We start from the raw sequence: 24,933 nt of genomic DNA on the forward strand, positions 1-24,933 counted from the left end.
GGAGCCGAACCCGATGCAACCCCTGCGCACGCTCAGCCTGTGGATGGACCAGCTCGACGAGCCGTTGTGCGCCCGCCCGGCCCTGCGTCAGGACCTGGACGCGGATGTGTGCATCATCGGCGCTGGCTACACCGGCCTGTGGACCGCCTACTACCTCAAGCGCCAGGCGCCACAGTTGAACATCGCGGTAATCGACGCCAACATCGCCGGCTTCGGCGCTTCGGGGCGCAACGGCGGCTGGCTGATGGGCAACCTGCTCGGCGAAGACCGCCTGCTGGCCACCCTTTCACCGCAACAACGCCGCGCCAGCATCGACCTGCTGCATGGCATTCCCGATGAAGTACACCGCGTACTGCATCGCGAGAGCATCGACTGCGACTACCGCAAAGGCGGCGTGCTCTACTGCGCCGCGCGCTACCCGGAACAGGAGCGCAGCCTGCGCGCCTACCTAGACGACCTTTATCGCCAAGGCATGACCGAGGACGACTACCGCTGGCTGCGCCCCGAACAGCTTGACGCTCAGTTGCGGGTCAGCAACGCCTATGGCGCCATCTACAGCCCGCACACCGCAACCATCCAACCCGCCAAGCTGGCGCGTGGCCTGGCCCGGGCGGTAGAAGCGCTGGGCGTAACCATCTACGAAAACACCCCAGCCATCGACTGGCAGCCGGGTGAGGTGCGCACCCCGTTGGCGCGCATCCGTTGCCAATGGACGGTACCCGCCGTGGAGGGCTATGCCGTCAGCCTGCCGCCACTGGGTAAACATCAGCTGCCGGTACAGAGCCTGTTGGTGGCCACCGAACCACTGCCGGAGGCCACCTGGCAACAGATCGGCCTGAACCAGGGCCAGGCGTTCAGCGAGAGCAGCCGCCAGGTCACTTACGGCCAGCGCACCGCCGACAACCGCCTGGTATTCGGCGCCCGTGGCGGCTACCGCTTCGGTGGCCGCCTGCGCGAAAACTTCAACCTCGACGAACAGGAAATCGAGCTGCGCCGCTACCTGTTCAGCGAGTTGTTCCCACAGTTGAAGCACGCACGCATCACCCATTCCTGGGGCGGCAACCTGGGCATGGCGCGGCGCTTCCGCCCGCACATGCTCTGCGACCGTCAACGCGGCATCGCCCTGGCGGGCGGCTACGGCGGCGAAGGCGTCGGCGCCACCAACCTGGGCGGGCGCACCCTGGCCGCGCTGATCCTCAACCAGCACAACGAACTGACCGCGCAACCCTGGGTGCTCGACAACCGCCCGCTTTCAAGCCTGGCCAGCTGGCCACCCGAGCCCTGCCGATGGCTGGGCTACAACGCGATCATCCAGAGCTTCGTCCACGAGGACCGGACCCTCGCCAACCCCGCCAGTGCGCCCTGGAGGCGGCGCCTTGCCAGCAATCTTGCGGACTTCATGGAAGGCTTCATGCGCTGATTTTCCCCCTCACTGACACAGGATTTACCGGTCATGAGCATCACCCATTTCAAGAACACCGACAGCGCCGTGCTCGACAGCTCCAACCCGGTCACGGTGCCGCTTGGCGACCCCGTTGCAGTGACTTCGGTCACCTGCGTGGAACGCAGCGACGGCGTCGAAACCGGCATCTGGGAGTGCACCCCCGGGCGCTGGCGGCGGCAGATCGTGCAGCAGGAGTTCTGCCATTTCATCAAGGGCCGCTGCACCTTCACTCCCGACGGTGGCGAGCCCCTGCTCATAGAAGCCGGAGACGCACTGATGCTACCGGCCAACAGCACTGGCACCTGGGACATCCAGGAGACCGTGCGCAAAACCTACGTTCTTGTCTTCTGATCCGCTGATCGCCTGCCTTCGATAACAACACACAAAGCAAGGTAACCCCGACATGCGCACGCTCCTTCTCGCCCCCCTGATGCTGGCCGCCAGCGTGGCCGGCGCCGCCGAAACGGTGAAGATCTACAACTGGTCCAGCTACGTTGCCCCCGACACACTGAAGAACTTCCAGCAAGCCAGCGGTATCGTGCCCACCTACGACGTTTACGACAGCAACGAAACCCTCGACGGCAAGCTGATGACCGGCAACTCCGGCTACGACGTGGTGTTTCCGTCCAACCATTTCATGGCCCGGCAAATCCAGGGCAAGGCCCTCAAGCGCCTGGACAAGTCGCAATTGCCCAACTGGCACAACCTCAACCCGGTGCTGCTCAAGGCGCTCGAAGTGAACGACCCGGGTAACCAGTACGGTTTCCCATACCTGTGGGGCAGCACCGGCATCGGTTACAACATCGACAAGGTCAAGGCAGTGCTGGGCGACGATGCCCCGGTGGACTCCTGGGACCTGATCTTCAAGCCCGAGTACATGAGCAAGCTGAAAAGCTGCGGCGTCGCGGTGTTGGACAACGGCCCTGAACTGCTACCGATCGCCCTGCACTACCTGGGCCTGCCGCACCACAGCCAGGACCCGGCGGACTATGACAAGGCCAAGGCGCTGCTGATGCAGGTGCGACCGTATATCAGCTACTTCCACTCCTCGAAGTACACCGGCGACCTGGCCAATGGCGACATCTGCGTGGTGGTGGGCTTCTCGGGGGATGTGCTGCAAGCGAAGAACCGCGCCGAGGAGGCGAAGAACGGGGTGAAAGTGGGCTACTCGATACCCAGGGAAGGCGCACCGATGTGGTTCGACATGGTTGCCATGCCGGCCGATGCACCGGACGAAAAGGCCGGGTATGCCTACATGAACTACCTGCTGCAGCCAGAGGTGATGGCCAACATCAGCAACCATGTGCAATACGCCAACGGCAACCTCAAGGCGGACGGGCTGGTGGATCCGGCGATGAAGGGTAATACGATGATTTACCCGAGCGAGGAAGTAATGGGCAAGCTGTATGCGCTGGAGGCGATGCCGGCCAAGATCGACCGTATTCGCACGCGGATCTGGACCAGTATCAAGGCCGGGAACTGAATGGGGCCGCTTTGCGGCCCTTCGCGGGCACGCCCGCTCCCACAGGTATCGCGTAACCTTCAGGTGTAGTGATTCCCTGTGGGAGCGGGCGTGCCCGCGAAGGGCTGCAACGCAGCCCCATTTCAATACTTAGTGGTGCTCGCGGGTAGCGCGGAACTTGATGTCCGGCCAACGCTCTTCCATCAGCGACAGGTTGACGCGGGTCGGCGCCAGGTAGGTCAGGTGCCCGCCACCGTCGATGGCCAGGTTCTCCATGGCCTTGTTCTGGAATTCCTCGAGCTTCTTCTTGTCGTCACAGCCGATCCAGCGGGCCGACCACACGGTGATCGGCTCGTAGGCGCACTCGACCTTGTACTCTTCCTTCAGGCGGCTGGCGACCACGTCGAACTGCAGCACACCGACTGCACCGAGGATGATGTCGTTGCTGCGCTCAGGGAAGAACACCTGGGTCGCACCTTCTTCGGCCAGCTGTTGCAGGCCCTGACGCAGCTGCTTGGATTTCAGCGGGTCCTTCAGGCGCACGCGGCGGAACAGCTCCGGAGCGAAGTGCGGAATACCGGTGAAGCCCAGCGCCTCGCCTTCGGTGAAGGTGTCGCCGATCTGGATGGTGCCGTGGTTGTGCAGGCCAATGATATCGCCGGCATAGGCCTCTTCCAGCTGCTCACGCTCGGAGGAGAAGAAAGTCAGCGCGTCGCCGATGCGCAGGTCCTTGTTGATGCGCACGTGGCGCATCTTCATGCCCTTCTCGTACTTGCCCGAGCAGATGCGCATGAAGGCGATGCGGTCGCGGTGTTTCGGGTCCATGTTCGCCTGGATCTTGAACACGAAACCGGTGAACTTCTCTTCCACAGGCTCCACGGTGCGCTCGTGAGCCACACGGCCCAGCGGGCGCGGCGCCCAGTCGACGACGGCGTCAAGCACATGGTCGACACCGAAGTTGCCCAGCGCGGTACCGAAGAACACCGGGGTCAGCTGGCCGTTGATGAACTCTTCCTGGTTGAACTCGTGGCAGGCGCCCTGCACCAGCTCCAGCTGTTCGACGAACGAATCGTACTGGTCGCCCAGGTGGGCACGGGCTTCGTCCGAATCCAGCTTCTGGATGATCTTGGCTTCGGTGCGCTCGTGGCCGTGGCCCGGGGTGTACACCACGATGTAGTCACCGGTCAGGTGGTACACGCCTTTGAAGTCGCGGTAGCAACCGATCGGCCAGGTGATCGGCGCGGCCTTGATCTTCAGCACGGCTTCGATCTCGTCGAGCAGTTCGATAGGGTCGCGGATGTCGCGGTCGAGTTTGTTGATGAAGCTGACGATCGGCGTGTCGCGCAGGCGGCACACGTCCATCAGGGCGATGGTACGTGGCTCTACACCTTTACCGCCGTCGAGCACCATCAGCGCCGAGTCCACCGCGGTCAGGGTGCGGTAGGTGTCTTCCGAGAAGTCTTCGTGGCCGGGGGTGTCGAGCAGGTTGATCATGTGCTCGCGGTACGGGAACTGCATCACCGAGGTGGTGATGGAGATGCCGCGCTGCTTCTCCATTTCCATCCAGTCGGAGGTGGCGTGGCGGTCGGACTTGCGCGACTTCACGGTACCGGCGACGGCAATGGCCTTGCCCATCAGCAGCAGCTTCTCGGTGATGGTGGTCTTACCGGCGTCGGGGTGGGAAATGATTGCGAAAGTGCGGCGCTTCGCGACTTCGGCGGCCTGGTTGGTCATGGGAAATCGCCTGACTGGGGGATTAAAAAGGGGCGATATCATACCTGAAGTTGGGCCGGGACCAAAATTTGCTGAACCGGCGGTGCCTGTTCCGGCCCTTTCGCGGGCACGCCCGCTCCCACAGGTACTGCACAGGCCTGCACAGCAGTGGAGATCCCTGTGGGAGCGGGCGTGCCCGCGAAGAGGCCGGCACTGCCATTACAAATTCAACAACCAGCCGCTTTATCACGACAAATGGCCAAAGGGCAGTTATTTCAACGCCTACAGCGCACCAACCCGTTGCTTTCTCTCGTCAATTTTCCAACCAGCCAGTGATTAACGCTGGCCAAATGCCGCCTCAGATGGGAACCTTTACGCCCACGGAGACGTCCACTCCCCTGCAACCCGCTTCGGTTGGGGAGCTTTTTTCATCAGCATTTTCGGGCCCGACGGGGTTCGGCTCATAGCCTGATCGCAGCCTTCGGCGTGCGTCACGCTGCTACTCGCGAACACACCACCCGCCGCCAGGACTGGTCGGCAACCAAGAAGTGTGCTCGCCGACTACACAAGGAGTCCGCCTGTGGCAAAACGCTACGGAAAAGGGCTGTTGGGATGGGCCTCCGTGCTCGTCATCCTGGCCCTGCTGGTCCACTGGATCGGCATCGACACGATCGCGCGGTATCGCGACGATCTTGGGTTCTACCTGCAAGCGCACCTGGTACTGGTGCTGGCTTCGATGGCGGGGGCGCTGGCCGTGGGCATCCCCGCCGGCATTGCGTTAAGTCGACCGCACCGGGTCGACAAAGCCGAACGCTTCATGCAGTTCTTCAACGTTGGTAACACCATCCCTCCCCTGGCCGTTCTGGCCATCGCCCTGAGTATCCTGGGCATCGGCGCCGGGCCCGCGATCTTCGCGCTGTTCCTCGCCTCCCTCCTGCCCATCGTGCGCAACACCTACGAGGGCCTGAAAAACGTCCCCGCCTCGCTCAAGGAAGCCGCCACCGGCATCGGCATGACTCCGCGCCAGCAACTCTGGCAGGTGGAGCTGCCCAACGCCGTGCCAATCATCGTTGGTGGCGTGCGTGTGGCCCTGGCGCTGAACGTCGGCACCGCACCGCTGGCGTTCCTGATTGGCGCCAACAGCCTGGGCAGCCTGATCTTCCCCGGCATCGCCCTGAACAACCAGCCACAACTGCTGCTGGGGGCTGCCTGCACCGCACTACTGGCGCTGGCGCTGGACGCAGCGGTGAGTTTCTCCAGCAAGCGCTGGCTGGAACGTGGCCTGGCTGGATAACGAGAGGGAACATATGAACAAGAGAATCGCCTTGTTGTTGGGCGCGACCCTGCTGTTCGCAGGATTTGCCCAGGCAGCGGAAAAACCACTTGTCCGTATCGGCGCGCGGGTGTTCACCGAACAGACCGTACTTGCCGAAATCACCGCGCAATACCTGCGCGCCAACGGTTTTGATGTGCGCGTCACCAGCGGCCTTGGCAGCAACATCGCACGCCAGGCCCAGGAAACCGGCCAGCTCGACCTGATGTGGGAATACACCGGCGTGTCACTGGTGTCGTACAACCATATCGACGAGCGCATGCCCAGTGCCGAGGCCACCTACGCCAAGGTCAAGGCACTGGACGCGAAGAAGGACCTGATCTGGCTGACCCCGTCGAAGTTCAGCAACACCTATGCGCTGGGCCTGCCCAAGCAGGTCGCCGAGGCTTATCCGCAGATCAACTCGATCAGCGACCTCAACCAGGTACTACGTGACGAAAGCCACCGCAACCACCTGGTGGCGCTGGACACCGAGTTCGCCAACCGCCCGGACGGCCTGGTAGGCCTGAAAGCGATGTACGACCTGCAAGTGGGCCGCGCCAACATCCGCCAGATGGATGCCGGCCTGGTCTACACCGCCATGCACAACAACCAGGTGTTCGCCGGCCTTGTGTACACCACCGATGGTCGCTTGAACGCGTTCAACCTCAAGCTGCTGGAAGACGACAAGCACTACTTCCCCGACTACACCGCCGCCCCGGTGGTGCGCAAACAGGTGCTCGACGCCAACCCGCAACTGGCCGGCCTGCTCAAGCCTCTGGCCGAGCAACTGGATGACGAAACCATGCGCCAGCTCAATGCCAAGGTCGACGTCGAACACCAGAACCCGACCAAGGTGGCCGCCGCCTTCCTGCGTGACCACCCAATGCCTGGCGAGGTACAACCATGAGCCTGCTCGAAACGTTCGCCCACCTCGACTGGGCCCAGGTACTGCAGCTGACCTGGCAACACATCATGCTGGTCGGCGTCGCCGTGGGCCTGGCGATCATCGTCGGCGTACCGCTGGGCATCCTCATGACCCGCTTCCCGGCCGTCGCCGGCCCATTGCAGGCCAGTGCCACGGTGTTGCTGACCATTCCCTCGATCGCCCTGTTCGGCCTGCTGCTGCCGTTCTACTCCAGGTTCGGCCAGGGCCTGGGGCCGCTGCCGGCGATCACTGCGGTGTTCCTCTACTCACTGCTGCCGATCATGCGCAACACCTACCTGGCTTTGACCAACGTCGAACCCGGCATCCGTGAAGCCGCGCGTGGCATCGGCATGACCTTCGGCCAGCGCCTGCGCATGGTCGAACTGCCCATCGCAGTGCCGGTGATCCTCGCCGGTGTGCGCACCGCCGTGGTGATGAACATCGGCGTGATGACCATCGCCGCCACCATCGGCGCCGGCGGCCTTGGCGTACTCATCCTCACCTCCATCAGCCGCAGCGACATGTCGATGCTGCTGGTCGGCGCCGTGCTGGTCAGCCTGCTGGCGATCATCGCCGACCTGCTCCTGCAAACCCTGCAACGTGCCCTGACTCCAGAAGGACTGCGCTCATGATCGAACTGAAGAACCTCAGCAAAACCTTCAACGTCAACGGCAAGGACGTCAAAGCCGTCGACTCGGTAAGCCTCACCGTCAACGAAGGGGAAATCTGCGTGTTCCTCGGCCCCTCGGGCTGCGGCAAGAGCACTACCCTGAAAATGATCAACCGCCTGATCACGCCCACTTCCGGCCAGGTATTCATCAATGGCGAAGACACCACCGGGCTGGACGAAGTCACCCTGCGCCGGCATATCGGCTATGTCATCCAGCAGATCGGCCTGTTCCCTAACATGACCATCGAGGAGAACATCACCGTGGTGCCGCGCCTGCTCGGCTGGGACAAACAGAAGTGCCATGAACGCGCCCGCGAGCTGATGCACATGATCAAGCTGGAGCCCAAGCAGTACCTGCAGCGCTACCCGCGCGAGCTGTCCGGCGGGCAGCAGCAGCGTATCGGCGTGATCCGCGCCTTGGCGGCGGAAGCGCCGGTGCTGCTGATGGACGAGCCGTTCGGCGCGGTCGACCCGATCAACCGCGAGATGATCCAGAACGAGTTCTTCGAGATGCAGCGGGCCTTGAACAAGACCGTGATCATGGTCAGCCACGACATCGACGAAGCGATCAAGCTGGGCGACAAGATCGCCATCTTCCGCGCCGGCAAGCTGTTGCAGCTGGACCACCCGGACACCTTGCTGGCGCACCCGGCGGACGAGTTCGTCAGCAACTTCGTCGGCCAGGACAGCACCCTCAAGCGCCTGCTGCTGGTACGTGCGGAGGATGCGGCGGACAACGCGCCATCGGTGAGCCCGCAGACGCCGGTGAGCGATGCACTCGAGCTGCTGGACGAGCACGACCGCCGTTACGTGGTGGTGACCGATGCGCAGAACAAGGCACTGGGCTACGTGCGCCGGCGTGACATGCATCGCCAGCAAGGGACTTGTGGCGACTTCCTGCGGCCGTTCAATGCCACGGCGTCGCATGATGAGCATTTGCGCATCCTGCTGTCGCGGATGTACGAGTTCAACCGGGCGTGGCTGCCGGTGCTGGATGCCGAACAGGTGTTCCTGGGCGAGGTGACGCAGGAGTCGATTGCGGCTTACCTGAGTTCGGGGCGCTCGCGGGGGGCCAAGACCAGCATTGTCTCGCCGGCCGAGGCGGTGGTTTCGTAATCGCCGGGGGCGCGCTGCGCCCCTTTCGCGACACAAGGCCGCTCCTACAGCAGATCGCGCTCCTCTGTAGGAGCGGCCTTGTGTCGCGATGGGCCGCAAAGCGGCCCCGGCAATCTCGGCTCAAAACCCAAGTAATGGATTGCCTGTGCCGGCCTCTTCGCGGGTAAACCCGCGAAGCAGGCGACGCGGTGTCAGAACCCTACACTGGCCTGCACGTAAAAGGTCCGTGGCTCACCCACATAGATGCCGGCATTGTTGTCGCTGGAGCGGGTGAAGTACTGCTTGTCGAACAGGTTCTTCACCCCCGCCGCCAGCTTCAGGTTGGACATCTGGGGCCCGAACTCATACCCGCCACGGGCATGCCAGGTCACATAACCCGGGATATCGCCAAACTGCCCGTCCGCACTCGGCTCGGTGATGTAGTCGCCGTTGAAGCTGCCATCGGCATTGATCCCGGTACCCGGCGCGCGCTGCTTGGATTGGGCGTAGGCATCCAGGTTCCAGGTCCAGTGATTGACCGCGTAACGCACGCCGGCAGTGGCCACCTGGCGTGAATAGAACGGCAGGTCACGGCCCTCGAAGCCAGGGATGTCCCCTTCATAAGTAGCGCGGGTATAGGTGTAGCCGCCGCTCACCGACAGCCCTTCCAGGCGCGGGTCCAGACCGTCCAGGTCATAGCGCACCGAGGCCTCGATACCCTGGTGCTTGGTCGCACCGAGGTTGGTCCAGCCCACATCGTTGCTGATGTACTGCAGTTCGTCATCGAAGTCGATGTAGAACGCCGTCAGCTCACCAGCAAAGCCGCCATTGTCATAGCGGGTACCGATTTCGTAGGTCTTGGCCTTTTCCGGCTCCAGGCCATTGGCCGTACTGTTGCCCGTACCACCCTGGCCCAGCTGGAAGTACTGCAGGCTGCCGAACGAGGTCTCGTAGTTGGCGAACACCTTCCACGCATCGGAGATGTGGTACATCACGCTCAGCGCCGGCAGCGGCTCGTTGCTGGTGATGCTGCGCTTCTTCTCCGGTACCGGCTGGCCGTTGGCACCGAGCACCGGGCGGTCGCGCCAGTCGGTGTTGATATGCTCGAAGCGGATACCTGGGGTGATGGTCCAGTTACCCACGTCGATCTTGTCGTCGATGTAGTAGGCACTGGCCTCGGTACCACCGCTGCGGTCCTGGAACACATGGCCGTCGGAGCCCGGGGCGGGCGTCGGCACGTTGTCGATCAGCGCCAGGCGGGTCGATTGCTCACGCATCGCTTCCTTCAGGTAGCGGTAGCCCACGCTGACTTCCTGGGTGGTCGGGCCCGCGAAAAAGATCCGCGACAGCCGTGGTTCGATGGCAAAGGTGTGGTAGTTGCGCGGGTACGACGACAGGGTCTTCATGTCGCGCGAGGCAATGGAGCTGCCGCGGAAGCTGTCGGTGTAGTAGGTCAGCACTTCGAACTGGGTGGCGTCGTCGAGCTGCCGCTGCCACTTGAACGACACGTCCTTGCGCCGGCCGGCGAAGTAGTCGTAGTCGCGCAGCGACTGGTACGGGTTGCTGTCGTACTGCGCCTGGGTCAGGCCGCCAGGCATGTCGGCACGGCCGTCGTAGTAGTGGAAGTTGAGCCAGAACTCGTCAACGTCGGTCGGTGCCCAGTGGGTCTTGAGGATGACGTCGTCGATGTCGTTGCCATTGTTGCTTTCACGGTAGCCGTTGCCATTCACCCCGGTGTACAGCAGCGCCACGCCCATGCCGTTGTCCGCCGTACCGCCGACGAAGGCCGACTCGGTGTGCTTCCAGCCGCCATGCTGGGAGGTTTCCAGGGTGGTGGACAGCTCGGCCGAGGGCTTCTCGGGGATTGCCCGGGTAACGAAGTTGATCACCCCACCGACGTTCTGCGGGCCATAACGCACGGAACCGGCGCCACGCACCACGTCGATGCTGTCGAGGTTGCCCGAGGAAATCGGCGCCATCGACAGCTGCGGCTGGCCATAGGGCGCGAAAGCGGCCGGAATGCCGTCGATCAGCACCGTGGAGCGTGGCGACAGGCGCGAAGTCAGGCCGCGAACGCCCACGTTCAGCGACAGGTCGCTACCGCCGGTACCGTTGGAGTCCTGCACCTGAACGCCGGGGATGCCGCGCAGCACGTCACGCACGTTCATTGCGCCCTTTTCCACCATCGCCTCGCGGCGCACCACGGTGCGCGCGCCGGGGTGGTTCTGCACCACGCTCTGCTGGGCATCGCCCAGCCAGTCACCCACCACCTTGACGTCGGTGGGTGCCAGCTCCAGGCTACCGGTGGTGAGGGTGCCATCGGCCTGGGCCGGCTTGACCACCACGGTGCCCTGGAACATCTCGTAGGTCAGGCCGCTGCCTTGCAACAACTGCTGCAGCGCCTGCTCGGGCGCCAGCTGGCCGGACACCGCCGGGGCCTGCTTGCCGGCCACCAGGTCGGGGCTGAAGAACAGCTGCAGGTTGGTCTGCTGGCCCAGTTGGTTCAGCGCCGATGCCAAGGATTGGGCCTGAATCTGGATAGTGCTGCCGGCGTCTGCGGCCTGGCTGTTGACGGCCACGGCGCTGACCGCCAAGGCCAGCGCCAGGGCGCGGAAGCGTGGGAAGGGCTTGTTGTTGTTCACGTCGTCGAAACTTCCTGGAATACGGAATAAACGCCAACCGCATGCAAATGGAAATGCTTGGCAGTTGCAGCTGGCGGGGAAGACGAACGAGCGGAAAAAAACCTGAATCTATTTCGCGATTATTTCGCGCGAGCCATCTTCGTTGGCCTTGACGGCCACCGGCAGGATGCTCGGCAAGGCACGCAGCAGCGCATCGGTGTCGTCGGTGCTGAAGGTGCTGGACAGCCGCAGCTGGGCGACTTTGCCGGGGGCGACCCGCAGCGGCTGGCTGCGGTAGCGCGAGGCTTCGGCCACCACCTCGGCCAGGGTGGCGTTGTCGAACACCAGCCTGCCTTGGCGCCAGGCAGTCAGGGCGCCGGTATTCACCGCATAGGGCGCAGCCACCTGGCCTTGTTCATCTATATGCGAGCCCTGGCCCGCCGTGAGCTGCGCCAGCGAGGCGCCCTTGCCCTGCACACGCACCGAGCCCTGCTCCACCGCCACGCGGGTGCTGGCCGGGTCCAGGCGGACGTCGAAACGGGTACCGGTGACAGTCACGCTGCCCTGGGCGGTGTCGACCACGAACGGCCTGCCACTGTCGTGGGCGACGGTGAACATCACTTCACCCGCCATCAGCCGGACATGCCGCTGGCCGGCGCTGAAAGCGACCTGCACTTGCGTGCTGCCGTTGAGCTCAAGGTGCGAACCATCCGGCAGTTCGACCTGGCGGCGTTCGTTGAAGGCAGTCTGCAAGCTGCCCTGGTGATTCAGTTGCTGGTAGTGCCAGCCGCCCCAGCCCAGGCCCAACGCCAGTGCGGCCACGCTGGCGGCCAAGGCCTGGCGCACGAAGCGCCGACGTGGCAACTGGCGTACCGGTGCCGGCTGGCACAGCGCTTCCAGGCGCTGGCGCGGGATGAAGTCGGTGGCCTGCCACAGGCGGGCGAGCTGCTGGTACTCATCACGGTGCCGTGCATCACCTTCCAGCCAGGCGTGCAGCTGCGCCTGCAGCCCGGCATCGCGAGGCGCATCCTGCACCCGGGCGAACCACGCGGCCGCCTGCTCGCGGACGGTATCGGTACCGTGCTGTTTCATCGAAAAGGTCTCCTGACTCATCATGCCGACACATCCAGGTGCTCACGCAGATGCCGGAGCGTGCGGATCATATACTTTTCGACCATGTTCTTGCTCAACCCCATGCGCTCGGCGATCTCGGCCTGGGTCAGCCCTTCAAGCTTCTGCCAGATGAACACCTGTCGGCAATTGAGCGGCAGTTCGGCCAGCGCCCGCTCGACACTGTCGGCCAGCTCCAGCGCATGCACGTAGGCCTCGGGGTCGCCACCGACGGCCATGCCTTCGTCGAAGGCTTCCAGCTCCAGTGCCTGGCGGCGGTCCTCGCGACGGAAGCCATCCACGGCAATATTGCGTGCGGTCTGGTGCAGGTAGGCGCGTGGCTGCTCGACCTGCTCGCGCGGGTTTTCCAGTACCCGGACAAAGGCATCGTGGGTGAGGTCCTCGGCCTGCTGTCGACTGCGCAACTTGCGCGTCCAGGTGCCGATCAGCTCATGGTAGTGGTCGAGGAAGCCTTTGGGTCCGGACACGGTCGGGGTCATCAGGGAGGCAGACAAGGGTGCGAATAGTAATGTTTCTCATCAATGGCGGCAATTCCGCCAGTCGGTAACAAAAAATTTATCGTCTTTTTCATGCACGGCAGTGCCAGGGAAATGTGGCCATAAATATGAACACCTGAGGCCCCTTCGCGGGCACGCCCGCTCCCACAGGAACCGCGAGATGCCTGTGGGAGCGGGCGTGCCCGCGAAGGAGCCAGCGCGTTCCATTCCACTATTTTTTACGCTTGAAACACTCCGGGGAACATCAGCCGGTCACATGGGTCGGTTATTCAAATGGCAGGTCGTCGATCCGCGCCGATCACGCCCGGATTGCCTGTTGATTCTGCATTCTTCACGCCCTAAAGTGCGCGCCGAACGTCCATGCTGGAAACGATCCATCCGGCTCAAGTACTGAGTAGGCGAACCAAAGTGGGGATACGGAGGACGTTCAGTTTGCAGCCACTTAAATTTTCAGTTTGCCCATGGAGTCCCTGAGCATGTCGATCCAGGTCGAAGACTATTTCGCGCGTGACACCTTCCAGAAAATGAAGGCGTTTGCCGACAAGCAGGAAACCCCGTTCGTACTCATCGATACCCAGATGATCAGCCAGGCCTACGACGACCTGCGCGCTGGTTTCGAATTCGCCAAGGTGTACTACGCGGTCAAGGCCAACCCAGCCGTGGAAATCATCGACCTGCTCAAAGAGAAAGGTTCGAGCTTCGACATCGCCTCGATCTACGAGCTGGACAAGGTGCTGGGTCGCGGCGTCAGCGCCGACCGTATCAGCTACGGCAACACCATCAAGAAGTCCAAGGACATCCGCTACTTCTACGAGAAGGGCGTGCGCCTGTATGCCACCGACTCGGAAGCCGACCTGCGCAACATCGCCAAGGCCGCACCGGGTTCGAAGGTGTACGTGCGTATTCTCACCGAAGGCTCGACCACCGCCGACTGGCCGCTGTCGCGTAAATTCGGCTGCCAGACCGACATGGCCATGGACCTGCTGATTCTCGCCCGCGACCTGGGCCTGGTGCCTTACGGCATTTCCTTCCATGTCGGCTCGCAACAGCGCGACATCAGCGTGTGGGACGCCGCCATCGCCAAGGTCAAGGTGATCTTCGAGCGCCTGAAGGAAGAAGACGGCATCGAGCTGAAGCTGATCAACATGGGTGGCGGCTTCCCGGCCAACTACATCACCCGGACCAACAGCCTGGAAACCTACGCCGAAGAGATCATCCGCTTCCTGAAGGAAGACTTCGGTGACGACCTGCCGGAAATCATCCTCGAGCCGGGCCGTTCGCTGATTGCCAACGCCGGTATCCTGGTCAGCGAAGTGGTACTGGTTGCACGCAAGTCGCGCACCGCCGTCGAGCGCTGGATCTACACCGACGTGGGCAAGTTCTCCGGCCTGATCGAAACCATGGACGAGTCCATCAAGTTCCCGATCTGGACCGAGAAGAAAGGCGAGACCGAAGAAGTGGTCATCGCCGGCCCGACCTGCGACAGCGCCGACATCATGTACGAGCACTACAAGTACGGCCTGCCGCTGAACCTGGCCATCGGTGACCGCCTGTACTGGCTGTCGACCGGCGCCTACACCACCAGCTACAGCGCAGTGGAATTCAACGGCTTCCCGCCGCTGAAGGCTTACTACCTGTAAAGCAAAACGGGGCCGAAAGGCCCCGTTTTCATTTGTGCTTTCCGCCCTCAGGCCTGTGCAACTCCCTGTAGGAGCAGCCTTGTGCTGCGAAGAGGCCATAACTGCCAAAGGCCATCTTTTGTCTTGCCGGCCTCTTCGCAGCACAAGGCTGCTCCTACAGGCCTTGAGGGAACCTCAAGCTTCGCGCCGTTCGATCTCCTCGGCATACCGCGCCGCAAATGCCATCAACACCGGCCCGGCCTCCTGCAAGGTCACCAGCGCACTGCGCAGAAAATTCATGTTTCCCTCGACCCGCGCCCGTTCCAGCCAAGGCCCGGCTTCCGCCACCTGCCCCCGCTCGACAAGCACCAGCGCCAGGCTGAACATGCCACGGAAATCCCCCGCCTCGGCTGAGCGCCGATACCAGCGCACCGCCCGTGTCGGATTGGGCGCCGTGGCGATGCCTTGTTCCAGGTAACGCCCGTACAGGTTCATCGACTTGGCATGCCCCATGTGCGCGGCCTTCTCGTAGCACATCAGCGCCTGTGCCTGGTTGGCCGGTATGCCGCGCCCGGTGGCCAGCAAGTTGCCCAGGTTGTACAGCCCCCAGTCCAGCCCAGCATCGGCCGCACGCGCATAGTGAATGGCCGCCTGCGCCTGGCTTGGCTCACCGCCCCAGCCATGCTCCAGGCAACGGCCCAGCATGTTGTGCGCCATGGCACTGCCACCCTGCGCGGCGATGCCGAACCAGCGCCTGGCGACGGCGGCATCCGCCTGAATGCCGCGCCCGTCGAGCAGGATCTGCCCCAGCAACAACTGTGCCTCGACCGCGCCCTGCCCTGCCGCCGCCAGGATCGCCTGGGCGGCCTTGCCAGGGCTTTCTTCCAGCATGGCCTGCAAACCGGCCACATCCACCACTTCCTCACGTCGCAACTGATAGGACACGGCTCAGACCTCGGCCCAGCGGCGCAGCAGATTGTGGTAGGTGCCGGTCAACTGCAGCAGTGACGGATGGTCCGGCACATCGGCTGTCAGTTGCTGGATGGCATTGTCCATTTCGAAGAGCAACGCCCGCTGGCTGTCCTCGCGCACCAGGCTCTGGGTCCAGAAGAACGCGGCGTAACGCTGGCCACGGGTCACCGGGTTGACCTTGTGCAGGCTGGTGCCGGGGTACAGCACCAGGTCACCGGCAGCCAGCTTGACCTGCTGCTCGCCGTAGGTGTCCTGGATCACCAGCTCGCCGCCGTCGTAGCTGTCCGGATCGCTGAGGAACAGCGTGGAAGACAGGTCGGTACGCACCCGCTCCGGGCTGCCCTTGGGCTGGCGCAGGGCGTTGTCGATGTGAAAGCCGAAACTGCCGCCTTCGCGGTAGCAGTTGATCAGCGGCGGGAACACCTTGTGCGGCAAGGCTGCAGACATGAAGCGCGGGTTCTGCCACAGGCGGTCGATCAGCGCGCTACCGATTTCCTTGGTCAGCGGATGGCCTTCCGGCAGTTGCAGGTTGTGCTTGGCCTTGGCCGACTGGTAGCCGGCCGTGATCTTGCCGTCGGCCCAATCGGCCTGCTCCAGCGCCTCGCGGATACGGGCCAGTTCATCGGCGTCGAACAGGCCGGGGATATGAAGCAGCATGGCGACAGCACCGTTTGGAAAATGTAAGGCGCCAATGATATTGATTCCCTTTTGCGCTTCACAAGCCCCAATGGCCGCTTAAGACGTTTCAGCTTGATGAAACCGTAAAGGCAAATTGTAAAGATTGTAAATTCTTCACGAATGGTAACGACTCTCAATTGTGACTAACAATTGCTTACATTAAGATCCGCGGCCTTACCACCTTGGGGAAGGTCCTTAGCAATGCGCCAGTACGTACCATCTGCAGTGAGTTCACCACGCCTGATCGTGTCTGCCATCGGCGTAGCCCTCAGCGCTTCGTCGGCCTACGCCGCCGACCCGGTCGCCAGCAGTGCTATCACCCTCGACGCCACCAGCGTCAACGGCAAGGCTGAACAGGCCAGCACCGATTACAAGGTCGACCAGGCATCCTCGCAGAAGTACACCGCGCCGCTGGTGGATACCCCCCGCTCGGTAACCGTGATCCCGCAGCAAGTGATCAAGGACACCAACGCCCTGACCCTGCAGGATGCACTGCGCACTGTGCCGGGCATCACCTTTGGTGCCGGCGAAGGCGGCAACCCACAAGGCGACCGCCCGTTCATCCGCGGCTTCGACGCCCAAGGCGACACCTACCTGGACGGCGTGCGTGACACTGGCGCGCAAACCCGTGAAATCTTCGCCATCGAATCGGTGGAAGTGGCCAAGGGCCCGAACTCGGCCATCGGCGGCCGTGGTGCCGCCGGCGGCACCATCAACCTGGTGAGCAAGCGCGCCCACCTGGGCAACTCGCTCGATGGCGCCTGGACCTGGGGCAGCGACCAGACCCAGCGCTATACCTTCGATGGCAACTACCAGTTCAGCGACTCCGTTGCCGGGCGCCTGAACCTGATGACCCACGAAAGCAACGTCGCCGGCCGCGACAAGGTCAACTACGACCGTTGGGGTATCGCCCCATCGCTGGCCTTCGGCCTGGGTACTCCGACCCGCGTGAACCTCGACTACTACCATCTGGAAAGCGACGACCTGCCGGATTCGGGCATCCCGTACACCATCCCGACCGCTGGTAGTACTGCCCGCACCTCGGCACATCCGAGCAAGCCGTACGACGGCGGTGACAGCGACAACTTCTATGGCCTGACCGGTCGTGACTTCCGCAAAAGCCGCGTGGATATTGCCACCTTTGCCATCGAGCACGACTTGACCGACTCGCTGACCATCAAGAACACCCTGCGCCATGGCAACAGCATGCAGGACTACATCCTGACCCAGCCTGACGACAGCAAGGGTAACGTCAACAACGGCAGCGTCTGGCGCCGCGCCAACACCCGTGTGGGCAACACTGCCACCACCACCAACCAGACCGACCTGTTCGGTGAGTTCTACCTGGGTGGCATGAAGAACAGTTTCTCGACCGGTATCGAGCTGAGCCGAGAAGAGAGCAAGCGCTCGAGCTACACCGTCGATACCGACACCGTCCCAGGCGGCACCGCCAACACCAACTGCACCCCAGGCATGATCGGCGCCACCAGCGGTTACAACTGCACCTCACTGAGCAACCCGAACCCGGACGATCCGTGGAACGGCAGCATCGCACGCAACTACGCGGGCACCGATACCAAGAGCAACACCCGCGCAATTTATGTTTTTGACACACTCGAACTGACGCCCGAGTGGCTGTTGAACATGGGCCTGCGCTACGACCACTTCGACACCCAGTACCGCACCTACGACGCCACAGGCGCCACCGTGGTGAACAGCAAGGGCGTTGTCTCCAAAGGCAAGGATACAAGCGAGTTCATTACCGGCCAGCTGGGCCTTGTATGGAAGCCGGCCGAGAATGGCAGTATCTACGTTTCCTACGCCACCTCCGCAACGCCACCCGGAGCAATGCTGGGCGAAGGTACTGAAGGCAACCCGTTGGGCAACACCACCGACCGCGCCGGCAACTTGCTGAGCAGCGATCTGGAGCCGGAGGAAACCACCAACTACGAAATCGGCACCAAGTGGGACCTGCTCGACCAGCGCCTGTCCCTGGCCGCTGCGCTGTTCCGCACCGAGAAGGAAAACGCCCGCGTCCAGGTTGACACCACTACCTACGAGAACGTCGGCGAAACTCGCGTACAGGGCATCGAACTGTCTGCCAGCGGCAAGATCACCGAAAAATGGCAGGTATTTGCCGGCTACACCTACATGGAAGCTCGCCAGATAGACGGTGGTGCCGTGAACAAGGCCAACGACGGCAACCAGCTGCCAAACACGCCGAACAACAGCGCCAGCCTGTGGACCACCTACTCCATTACGCCGAAGCTGACCGTGGGTGGCGGTGCCTTCTACGTGGATGACGTGTATGGCAGCGTGGCCAATACCACCATGGTCGACAGCTATGTACGCTACGACGCTATGGCCGCCTACAAGCTGACCAAGAACATCGACCTGCAGCTGAACGTGCAGAACCTGACCAACGAGGTGTACTACGACAAGGCCTTCTCTACCCACTTCGCCAACCAGGCGGCGGGGCGGACGGCTCTGTTGACCACCAGCGTCCACTTCTGATGCCGGGATGGGGTTGATCTGTTGAATGGGCTGCGCCTGTGCCGGCCCTTTCGCGGGTGAACCCGCTCCCACAGAAATATCACTGGACCTGAGGTCAGTGCAGTACCTGTGGGAGCGGGTTCACCCGCGAAGAGGCCGGTACAGACAACACAAGCCTGACTGACTAGCCCACCCTGCCCCGTTCATTCCCGTGAGCGGGGCTTTTGCGTATCAAGGCATAATGCACGCCGCGTAGTGTGCGGCAGAAACACAAGGTGATCATGTGGTGAAGAAGACGCTGTTCCAATTGCACTGGTTCTTTGGCATCACCGCTGGCCTGGTGCTGGCCTTGATGGGTATCACCGGGGCCTTGTACTCGTTTCAGGAAGAACTGCTGCGCGCGCTGAATGCCGATGTCCTGAAGGTCCAGGTGCGCCCGGAGGGCGTGCTGCCCCCGGCCGAACTGGTCCAGCGGGTCGAGGCCCAGCAGCACGACAAGGTGGCGATGCTGTGGGTCGATGTACGCGAAGGCAACGCCGCACGCGTCTTCTTTACCCCACCGCCAGGCGAGCGCCGTGGCCAGCTGCGCTATGCCGACCCGTATACCGGCGAACTCAAGGGAGAAGTGGCCGGGCAAGGCTTCTTCAACCTCATGCTCAACCTGCACCGCTTCCTGGCCATGGGAGACAGCGGCCGGCAGATCACCGGTGCCTGCACCCTGATGCTGGTGTTCTTCTGCCTCTCCGGCCTGTACCTGCGCTGGCCGCGCAAGGCGCTGGACTGGCGCACCTGGCTGACCTTCGACTGGGCCAAGAAAGGCCGCGCCTTCAACTGGGACCTGCATGCGGTGGCCGGCACCTGGTGCCTGCTGTTCTACCTGCTGTTCGCCCTGACCGGGCTGTTCTGGTCCTACGAGTGGTACCGCGAGGGCCTGAACAAGCTGCTGGCCGACGCGCCGGCCGCCGGCCAGCAGCAAAAGCGCGGCGAAGGTCGTGGCCGCCACGGGCCGCAGAAAATCGACAAGAACGCCCCGCCGCTGGTGGTCGACTACGACGCAATCTGGGCCAACCTCAAGGACGCTGCCGGCCCGGGCCTGGCCATGTACAACCTGCGCCTGCCACCGGTAGGCGGCCAGCCGGCCAACCTGTTCTACCTGCTGGACAACGCCGACCACCCACGTGCCTTCAACACCCTGGTACTGGACCCGGCCAGCGGCCAGGTGAAAAGACATGACCGCTACACCGACAAGTCCTTCAAGGCCCAGCTGCTCCAGAGCGTCTACGCCCTGCACGTGGGCGAATACTTCGGCCTGCCGGGGCGCATCATCGTCACCATCGCCAGCCTGACCATGCCGCTGTTCTTCGTCACCGGCTGGCTGCTGTACCTCGACCGCCGTCGCAAGAAGCGCCAGGTACGTGCCGCCCGTGGCAACGTCACCAGCAACACTGCCAGCGGCGACAGCTGGCTGATCGGCTTTGCCAGCCAGAGCGGGCTTGCCGAACAACTGGCCTGGCAGAGCGCCGGGCAGCTTCAGGCCGCCGGCCTGCCAGTGCAGGTACGCGCCCTGGCAGAACTGGGTGAAAGCGACCTGCGCCAGGCCCGCCGTGCGCTGTTCGTGGTCAGCACCTTCGGCGACGGCGAAGCCCCCGACAGCGCCCGCGCCTTCGAGCGTAAGGTGCTCGGCCAGCCTTGGGCGCTGGACAACCTCAGCTATGCCCTGCTCGCCCTCGGTGACCGCCAGTATCCGCACTTTTGCGGCTTCGCCCGCCGCCTGCAGGCATGGCTGGGCGAACGCGGGGCCAGCAGCGCATTCAGCCCGGTGGAAGTGGACAACGCCGACCAAGCCGCGCTGCAGCAGTGGCAGCAGGAACTGGCGCAACTGACCGGCGCCCAGCCAGTGGCCGCCTGGCAACCGCCGAGTTTCGGCAACTGGTCGCTGGTGCGCCGCGAACTGCTCAACCCGGGCAGCCAGGGCCAGCCGGTGTACCTGCTGGGCCTGCGACCGGAGCAGCCCGCCAGCTGGGAAGCCGGCGACCTGGTGGAGATCCTGCCGCTCAACGGCCAGCCGAGGATCGACGCCTTCCTCGATGGAATGACGCTGGACGGCGGCGCCAAGGTGCAAGTGAATGGCTTGGCCGAAACCCTCGCCCAGGCCCTGGCCGGCCGCCAGTTGCCGACCCGTCGCGATCACCTGGTCGGTTTGCAGCCGCAGGCGCTGGTCGACGCACTGGTGCCGATCGGCAGCCGCGAATACTCGATTGCCTCGATCGCCAGCGATGGCGTGCTGGAGCTGATCGTGCGCCAGGAACGCCATGCCGATGGCAACCTGGGCCTGGGTTCCGGCTGGCTGACCGAGTACCTGCCGCTTGGCGGTACGTTGAGCCTGCGTTTGCGGCGCAATAGCAGCTTCCACCTGCCGGAAACGGCGGCACCGCTGGTGTTGATTGGCAACGGCACCGGCCTGGCCGGCCTGCGCAGCCTGCTACGCGCGCGGGTGAATGCTGGCGAGCAGCGCAACTGGCTGCTGTTCGGCGAGCGTAACCGGGCGCATGACCTGCTGTGCGGCAACGAGCTGCAAGGCTGGCTGGACAACGGCGACCTGGCACGCCTGGACCTCGCCTTTTCGCGGGATCAGGCCGACAAGGTGTATGTGCAGGATGCGTTGCTGCAGCAGGCTGAAGAGCTCAAGCGCTGGGTCGCGGATGGTGCCTGTGTGTATGTCTGCGGCAGCCTTCAAGGCATGGCTGCCGGGGTGGATGCGGCGCTCAACGGCATCCTCGGGGAAGCGGTTGTGCAACAGCTGATCGAGGATGGGCGGTATCGGCGGGATGTTTACTGAAAAACTGGCCTGAGCTAGCAACGCAGTACCTGTAGGAGCGGCCTTGTGTCGCGAAAGGGCTGCGTAGCAGCCCCGGCAATTCATGCATCGCTGCCAGGATCCTGGGGCCGCTCTGCGGCCCTTTCGCGACACAAGGCCGCTCCTACAGCGGGCCAATTCAAGCCATACAGTTCCGGCCTAGTGCAGCTCGAAGGTGTCAGCATCCAGGTTGGCCGGGAACTTGGCCCGGTAGGCCGCCAGTTCCGCCGCACTCAACACCGCGGTGAACACCCCGTCGGCCTCCCCGGCACTGAGCAGGCTCTCGCCCTGGAAGTCCAGCACCTGGCTGTCACCGGAATAGGCAAAGCCCTTGCCGTCGGTGCCCACCCGGTTCACCGCCGCCACATAGCACAGGTTCTCGATACCCCGCGCCGGCAACAGGCGGTTCCAGTGCTGGCGGCGCGCAGCCGGCCAGTTGGCGGTGTATAGCAACAGGTCGGTGTCCTGGGCATCACGGCTCCACACCGGGAAGCGCAGGTCGTAGCAGATCAGCGGGCGGATCCGCCAGCCCTTGAGCTCGAACTGCACCTGGCGCTCGCCCGGGGTGTAATGCTTGTGCTCACCGGCCATGCGGAACAGGTGGCGCTTGTCGTAGTGCAGGATCTCGCCATCCGGCCGGGCCCACAGCAGGCGGTTGCGGTGGCTGCCATCGGCGGCCTGGATGATCACGCTGCCGGTAATCACCGTGTTGTACTTCTTCGCCTGGGCCTTCAGCCATTTGTAGGTCGGGCCGTTTTCCGGCTCGCACAGGCTTTCCGATTGCATGGAAAAACCGGTAGTGAACATTTCCGGCAGGATCACCAGGTCCACCTCGCCCACCTGCTCCAGCAGCACTTCAAAGTGCGCATAGTTGGCCTCGCGGTCGTGCCAGGCCAGGGTGGTCTGCACCAGGGCGACTTTCAGGTTCGGCAGTGTACTCAGATCGCGCATAGTTTTTCCGCTGCCTGACGCAGCGTCTCCTCTCGTTTGGCAAAGCACAGGCGAACCAGGCGTTGCTCGGGGATGGGTTGCTGGTAGAACACCGACACCGGGATGGTCGCCACGCCGTGCTCACGGGTCAGCCACAGCGACATGTCGACATCGTTCAGGTCCGGGCGGATCTGCGAATAGTCCACCAGCTGGAAATAGGTACCCGCCGTGCGGGTGAAACGGAACCGCGAGCCCTCCAGCAAGCCGCAGAACAAGTCTCGCTTGGCCTGGTAGAAGGCCGGCAGTTCATCGATATGCTCGGGGTGCTCGGCCATGAAATCGGCCAGGGCGCACTGCAGCGGGGTCACACCGCAGAAGTTGACGTACTGGTGCACCTTGCGCAGCTCGGCACTCAGCGCCGGCGGGGCGATCACATAGCCGGTCTTCCAGCCGGTGACGTGATAAGTCTTGCCGAACGAGCTGACAACGAAGGCGCGTTGATACAGTTGCTCATGGGCCAACACGCTGGCATGGCCTACACCGTCATAGACCAGGTGCTCGTAGACCTCGTCGCTGACCAGGTAGATATCGCGGTCAGCGATAAGCCGGGCCAGTTGGCCCAGGTCTTCTTGGGTAATCAGCGCACCGCTGGGGTTGTGCGGCGAATTGAGAATGACCATGCGCGTGCGCGGGCTGAGGGCATCGCTGAACTTCTGCCAGTCGATGCGGAAATCGCCATCGCTCAGCTGTACATGCACGCAGCGCCCACCAGCCAGTTCCACGGACGGCTCGTAGCTGTCGTAGCAAGGGTCGAAGACGATTACCTCGTCACCGGCATGCACTACTGCCTGGATGGCGCAGAAGATCGCCTCGGTGGCGCCAGGGGTGATGGTCACTTCCTGGTCGGCATCCACCTGCGCGCCATACAGCCGCGCGACCTTGGCCGCCACCTGCTGGCGCAGGGCCGGCAGGCCGGTCATCGGCGAATACTGGTTATGCCCGGCGGCCACATGCCGGCCGACTGCATCGAGCAGCGCCTGCGGGCCATTGAAGTCGGGGAAGCCTTGCGACAGGTTGAGCGCGCCGGTCTGCACGGCGAGCTGGGACATGGTGGTAAAGATGGTCGTGCCGACATTCGGCAGTTTGCTGCGGATCATGGAGCCCTCTTTCCTGGGGTGTATCCGGCACGGGGTGGAGTCCGAGCATAGCGGATCGAGCGGTCAGGAAAAAGGTTGAAACTCTAGGGGAATTTGCGCTGGATCAAAGGCTGTTGTCGGTGCGGCATCCCGCTATATGGGCGTATCAAGAAACCTCGCTTCGTAGCCTAAAGCGCAAAGTGCGTGCGCGATGATCATGCAGCGTAGAACCAAGCGCGGGTGCTCATTGACAACCCACGAAATTCGAGCGCTGCCTCGAGCAGCGCTCGCTTAATTTCTGCCCTATCTCCGCTCACTACATTTTTTGCCTTATCAAATTAAACTAACTGAGGCGCCTATTTCTTAACGCTACACTTCTACTCCGATTACCTTGGTAAGCGTTTTACACTTTACGAATCGCAGAACCCTCATTGGATAAATTCAACCCTTCATCCACCGAGCGCGTTCTGCGCAAGGCCCCGCTGGATGTTTCGCCACCAGCGGGCGACCCTCGATAGGATTGACTATGAGATAACCTTAACTTTCCCGGGCGCTGAATTCTTATTTTAAACAACATCAATTCATAGGTAAAAACGTACTCATTAATCGCTTTAGCAAGACGCTTCCGCATTGAAGGATAATCGACTTTGGCACTTGCACGCGTAAAATTTTCGGGACTAGTTCCTGCGAGCCCCGCCAAGTTGGACATAAGGGATTTCGCTGATTCCTCCATGGGTGTTAGATCACTAATAAACCGCTTTTTAATTTTTGAAGTTCTGTCCAACCTCGGATCATGTTTCAGTTTGTTGGTCATCACCTGAAATTCTGACGCCATTGAATCCAATTGCCTCATAAGTTCTTTGGATCTCTTATACGCTGGCGATCTGAACCAGACCCGCAAATGACCACTTGAGTCGGTGTAATTTATAGGATCCCCATCGCAATACCCATACGCGTTCAAAACCCTAAAAGGTGAAAAACTGTCTGGAGAATAGAATCTCAGACCATTAAAAAATCTGTAACCGTTTCCCAGCAGGTACCCGTTAATTAAATTACCGTAATACTCGCCATTGAATCCTAGCAGAGAATGGCCCGATGAAAGGGAAGAACAATGGCCATAAGCAGTATAATCAAATCTCTCCCATTCCCCCTGATGCGCCATGCCATTCACGGAACCGGATTCACTGACCGACAATAAGCTGACATTACTTTCAGCACTGCCATTCCACTCAGCTAATGCTTGCCCTCCCCCTCGAAACACGGTTCGACTGCCTTGATCACCAAGGCACGCATGTATATCACCGTCACAATAAAACAGACTCAAAGTTTTACGCTGAATCCCCATACTTAGCCCCTCGCTGGCAGACACCTACTT

The 24,933-nt window shown here is 62.5% G+C and carries 19 protein-coding genes; 10 read left to right on the top strand and 9 right to left on the bottom strand.

Translation table 11 applies throughout. From position 1 onward, the window contains the following. The first annotated feature begins 13 nt into the window (after nucleotides 1-13). From IMX18_RS19890 to IMX18_RS19900, 3 genes are read left to right on the top strand one after another with little or no spacing between them, the layout of a single operon-like run. On the top strand, nucleotides 14-1,420 hold the full coding sequence (locus IMX18_RS19890; RefSeq protein WP_015269036.1) for an NAD(P)/FAD-dependent oxidoreductase: 1,407 nt from the start codon (nucleotides 14-16) through the stop codon (nucleotides 1,418-1,420). A 33-nt stretch (nucleotides 1,421-1,453) separates the two neighbouring features. Continuing rightward, complete coding sequence (locus tag IMX18_RS19895) at nucleotides 1,454-1,795, top strand: cupin domain-containing protein (protein WP_015269035.1); 342 nt, start codon at nucleotides 1,454-1,456, stop codon at nucleotides 1,793-1,795. 52 nt (nucleotides 1,796-1,847) lie between these two features. Next, the gene (locus IMX18_RS19900) at nucleotides 1,848-2,927 is read left to right on the top strand and encodes a polyamine ABC transporter substrate-binding protein (RefSeq protein WP_015269034.1); all 1,080 of its coding nucleotides are present in this window, start codon (nucleotides 1,848-1,850) and stop codon (nucleotides 2,925-2,927) included. A gap of 129 nt (nucleotides 2,928-3,056) precedes the next feature. Here IMX18_RS19900 and IMX18_RS19905 read toward each other — a convergent pair whose 3' ends face one another. Further along, complete coding sequence (locus IMX18_RS19905; RefSeq protein ID WP_003257876.1) at nucleotides 3,057-4,640, bottom strand: peptide chain release factor 3; 1,584 nt, start codon at nucleotides 4,638-4,640, stop codon at nucleotides 3,057-3,059. Nucleotides 4,641-5,199: 559 nt separating this feature from the next. Here IMX18_RS19905 and IMX18_RS19910 point away from each other — a divergent pair. The 4 genes from IMX18_RS19910 to IMX18_RS19925 are packed head-to-tail and all read left to right on the top strand — an operon-like array spanning nucleotide 5,200 to nucleotide 8,645. Further along, nucleotides 5,200-5,913 carry an ABC transporter permease gene (locus IMX18_RS19910; RefSeq protein ID WP_217190032.1) on the top strand — a complete coding sequence of 238 codons (714 nt, stop codon included), beginning with the start codon at nucleotides 5,200-5,202 and terminating at the stop codon, nucleotides 5,911-5,913. A 13-nt stretch (nucleotides 5,914-5,926) separates the two neighbouring features. After that, nucleotides 5,927-6,841 carry a glycine betaine ABC transporter substrate-binding protein gene (locus IMX18_RS19915; protein WP_013971043.1) on the top strand — a complete coding sequence of 305 codons (915 nt, stop codon included), beginning with the start codon at nucleotides 5,927-5,929 and terminating at the stop codon, nucleotides 6,839-6,841. Next, nucleotides 6,838-7,491: an ABC transporter permease gene (locus IMX18_RS19920; protein ID WP_217190031.1), complete on the top strand. Its 654-nt coding sequence runs from the start codon at nucleotides 6,838-6,840 to the stop codon at nucleotides 7,489-7,491. Before IMX18_RS19915 ends, IMX18_RS19920 begins: the two co-directional genes overlap by 4 nt. Then, nucleotides 7,488-8,645, top strand: a complete 1,158-nt coding sequence (locus IMX18_RS19925; RefSeq protein ID WP_054573159.1) for an osmoprotectant ABC transporter ATP-binding protein OsmV — start codon at nucleotides 7,488-7,490, stop codon at nucleotides 8,643-8,645. Before IMX18_RS19920 ends, IMX18_RS19925 begins: the two co-directional genes overlap by 4 nt. A 191-nt stretch (nucleotides 8,646-8,836) precedes the next feature. Here the strand turns inward: IMX18_RS19925 and IMX18_RS19930 are convergent, their stop codons facing one another. From IMX18_RS19930 to IMX18_RS19940, 3 genes are all read right to left on the bottom strand, one after another. Beyond that, nucleotides 8,837-11,266: a TonB-dependent siderophore receptor gene (locus tag IMX18_RS19930; protein WP_137137923.1), complete on the bottom strand. Its 2,430-nt coding sequence runs from the start codon at nucleotides 11,264-11,266 to the stop codon at nucleotides 8,837-8,839. A gap of 108 nt (nucleotides 11,267-11,374) precedes the next feature. Further along, nucleotides 11,375-12,337: a FecR family protein gene (locus IMX18_RS19935; protein ID WP_217190030.1), complete on the bottom strand. Its 963-nt coding sequence runs from the start codon at nucleotides 12,335-12,337 to the stop codon at nucleotides 11,375-11,377. Between the two features lie 20 nt (nucleotides 12,338-12,357). Further along, nucleotides 12,358-12,855, bottom strand: a complete 498-nt coding sequence (locus IMX18_RS19940; protein WP_015269028.1) for a sigma-70 family RNA polymerase sigma factor — start codon at nucleotides 12,853-12,855, stop codon at nucleotides 12,358-12,360. Nucleotides 12,856-13,349: 494 nt separating this feature from the next. Between IMX18_RS19940 and IMX18_RS19945 the strand changes: the two genes are divergently transcribed. Beyond that, nucleotides 13,350-14,513, top strand: a complete 1,164-nt coding sequence (locus IMX18_RS19945) for a type III PLP-dependent enzyme (RefSeq protein WP_015269027.1) — start codon at nucleotides 13,350-13,352, stop codon at nucleotides 14,511-14,513. A gap of 174 nt (nucleotides 14,514-14,687) precedes the next feature. Here the strand turns inward: IMX18_RS19945 and IMX18_RS19950 are convergent, their stop codons facing one another. Next, nucleotides 14,688-15,437, bottom strand: coding sequence for a tetratricopeptide repeat protein (locus tag IMX18_RS19950; protein WP_043935357.1), 750 nt, complete (start codon nucleotides 15,435-15,437; stop codon nucleotides 14,688-14,690). Nucleotides 15,438-15,440: 3 nt separating this feature from the next. After that, nucleotides 15,441-16,121, bottom strand: a complete 681-nt coding sequence (locus tag IMX18_RS19955; RefSeq protein ID WP_015269025.1) for a Fe2+-dependent dioxygenase — start codon at nucleotides 16,119-16,121, stop codon at nucleotides 15,441-15,443. Between the two features lie 222 nt (nucleotides 16,122-16,343). Between IMX18_RS19955 and IMX18_RS19960 the strand changes: the two genes are divergently transcribed. Both IMX18_RS19960 and IMX18_RS19965 read left to right on the top strand, forming a co-directional pair. Continuing rightward, nucleotides 16,344-18,656 (top strand): TonB-dependent receptor, encoded by a 2,313-nt coding sequence (locus tag IMX18_RS19960; protein ID WP_217190029.1) that lies wholly within the window; start codon nucleotides 16,344-16,346, stop codon nucleotides 18,654-18,656. Between the two features lie 262 nt (nucleotides 18,657-18,918). Further along, the gene (locus IMX18_RS19965; protein WP_054573163.1) at nucleotides 18,919-21,474 is read left to right on the top strand and encodes a PepSY domain-containing protein; all 2,556 of its coding nucleotides are present in this window, start codon (nucleotides 18,919-18,921) and stop codon (nucleotides 21,472-21,474) included. A gap of 177 nt (nucleotides 21,475-21,651) precedes the next feature. On the opposite strand, the gene IMX18_RS19970 is transcribed toward IMX18_RS19965, so the two are convergent. The 3 genes from IMX18_RS19970 to IMX18_RS19980 all read right to left on the bottom strand — a co-directional run bounded on the left by IMX18_RS19970 (nucleotide 21,652) and on the right by IMX18_RS19980 (nucleotide 24,903). Further along, entirely contained in the window at nucleotides 21,652-22,443 is a 792-nt protein-coding gene (locus IMX18_RS19970; protein WP_015269022.1) for an amidohydrolase, read from the bottom strand. Beyond that, a complete protein-coding gene (locus IMX18_RS19975; RefSeq protein WP_217190028.1) occupies nucleotides 22,431-23,579 on the bottom strand; it encodes a pyridoxal phosphate-dependent aminotransferase in 1,149 nt (382 codons plus the stop codon). The genes IMX18_RS19970 and IMX18_RS19975 overlap by 13 nt, the downstream gene beginning before the upstream one ends. A gap of 382 nt (nucleotides 23,580-23,961) precedes the next feature. Then, nucleotides 23,962-24,903 carry an RHS repeat-associated core domain-containing protein gene (locus IMX18_RS19980; protein ID WP_217190027.1) on the bottom strand — a complete coding sequence of 314 codons (942 nt, stop codon included), beginning with the start codon at nucleotides 24,901-24,903 and terminating at the stop codon, nucleotides 23,962-23,964. Nucleotides 24,904-24,933: the final 30 nt, after the last annotated feature.

The organism is Pseudomonas shirazica (assembly GCF_015168335.1).
Lineage (GTDB): Bacteria > Pseudomonadota > Gammaproteobacteria > Pseudomonadales > Pseudomonadaceae > Aquipseudomonas > Aquipseudomonas asiatica.

Coding starts and splice junctions, on each gene's coding strand:
- IMX18_RS19890 (WP_015269036.1), top strand. CDS start 14: ATGCAACCCCTGCGCACGCTCAGCCTGTGGATGGACCAGCTCGACGAG.
- IMX18_RS19895 (WP_015269035.1), top strand. CDS start 1,454: ATGAGCATCACCCATTTCAAGAACACCGACAGCGCCGTGCTCGACAGC.
- IMX18_RS19900 (WP_015269034.1), top strand. CDS start 1,848: ATGCGCACGCTCCTTCTCGCCCCCCTGATGCTGGCCGCCAGCGTGGCC.
- IMX18_RS19905 (WP_003257876.1), bottom strand. CDS start 4,640: ATGACCAACCAGGCCGCCGAAGTCGCGAAGCGCCGCACTTTCGCAATC.
- IMX18_RS19915 (WP_013971043.1), top strand. CDS start 5,927: ATGAACAAGAGAATCGCCTTGTTGTTGGGCGCGACCCTGCTGTTCGCA.
- IMX18_RS19920 (WP_217190031.1), top strand. CDS start 6,838: ATGAGCCTGCTCGAAACGTTCGCCCACCTCGACTGGGCCCAGGTACTG.
- IMX18_RS19925 (WP_054573159.1), top strand. CDS start 7,488: ATGATCGAACTGAAGAACCTCAGCAAAACCTTCAACGTCAACGGCAAG.
- IMX18_RS19935 (WP_217190030.1), bottom strand. CDS start 12,337: ATGAAACAGCACGGTACCGATACCGTCCGCGAGCAGGCGGCCGCGTGG.
- IMX18_RS19940 (WP_015269028.1), bottom strand. CDS start 12,855: ATGACCCCGACCGTGTCCGGACCCAAAGGCTTCCTCGACCACTACCAT.
- IMX18_RS19945 (WP_015269027.1), top strand. CDS start 13,350: ATGTCGATCCAGGTCGAAGACTATTTCGCGCGTGACACCTTCCAGAAA.
- IMX18_RS19955 (WP_015269025.1), bottom strand. CDS start 16,121: ATGCTGCTTCATATCCCCGGCCTGTTCGACGCCGATGAACTGGCCCGT.
- IMX18_RS19960 (WP_217190029.1), top strand. CDS start 16,344: ATGCGCCAGTACGTACCATCTGCAGTGAGTTCACCACGCCTGATCGTG.
- IMX18_RS19970 (WP_015269022.1), bottom strand. CDS start 22,443: ATGCGCGATCTGAGTACACTGCCGAACCTGAAAGTCGCCCTGGTGCAG.
- IMX18_RS19975 (WP_217190028.1), bottom strand. CDS start 23,579: ATGATCCGCAGCAAACTGCCGAATGTCGGCACGACCATCTTTACCACC.
- IMX18_RS19980 (WP_217190027.1), bottom strand. CDS start 24,903: ATGGGGATTCAGCGTAAAACTTTGAGTCTGTTTTATTGTGACGGTGAT.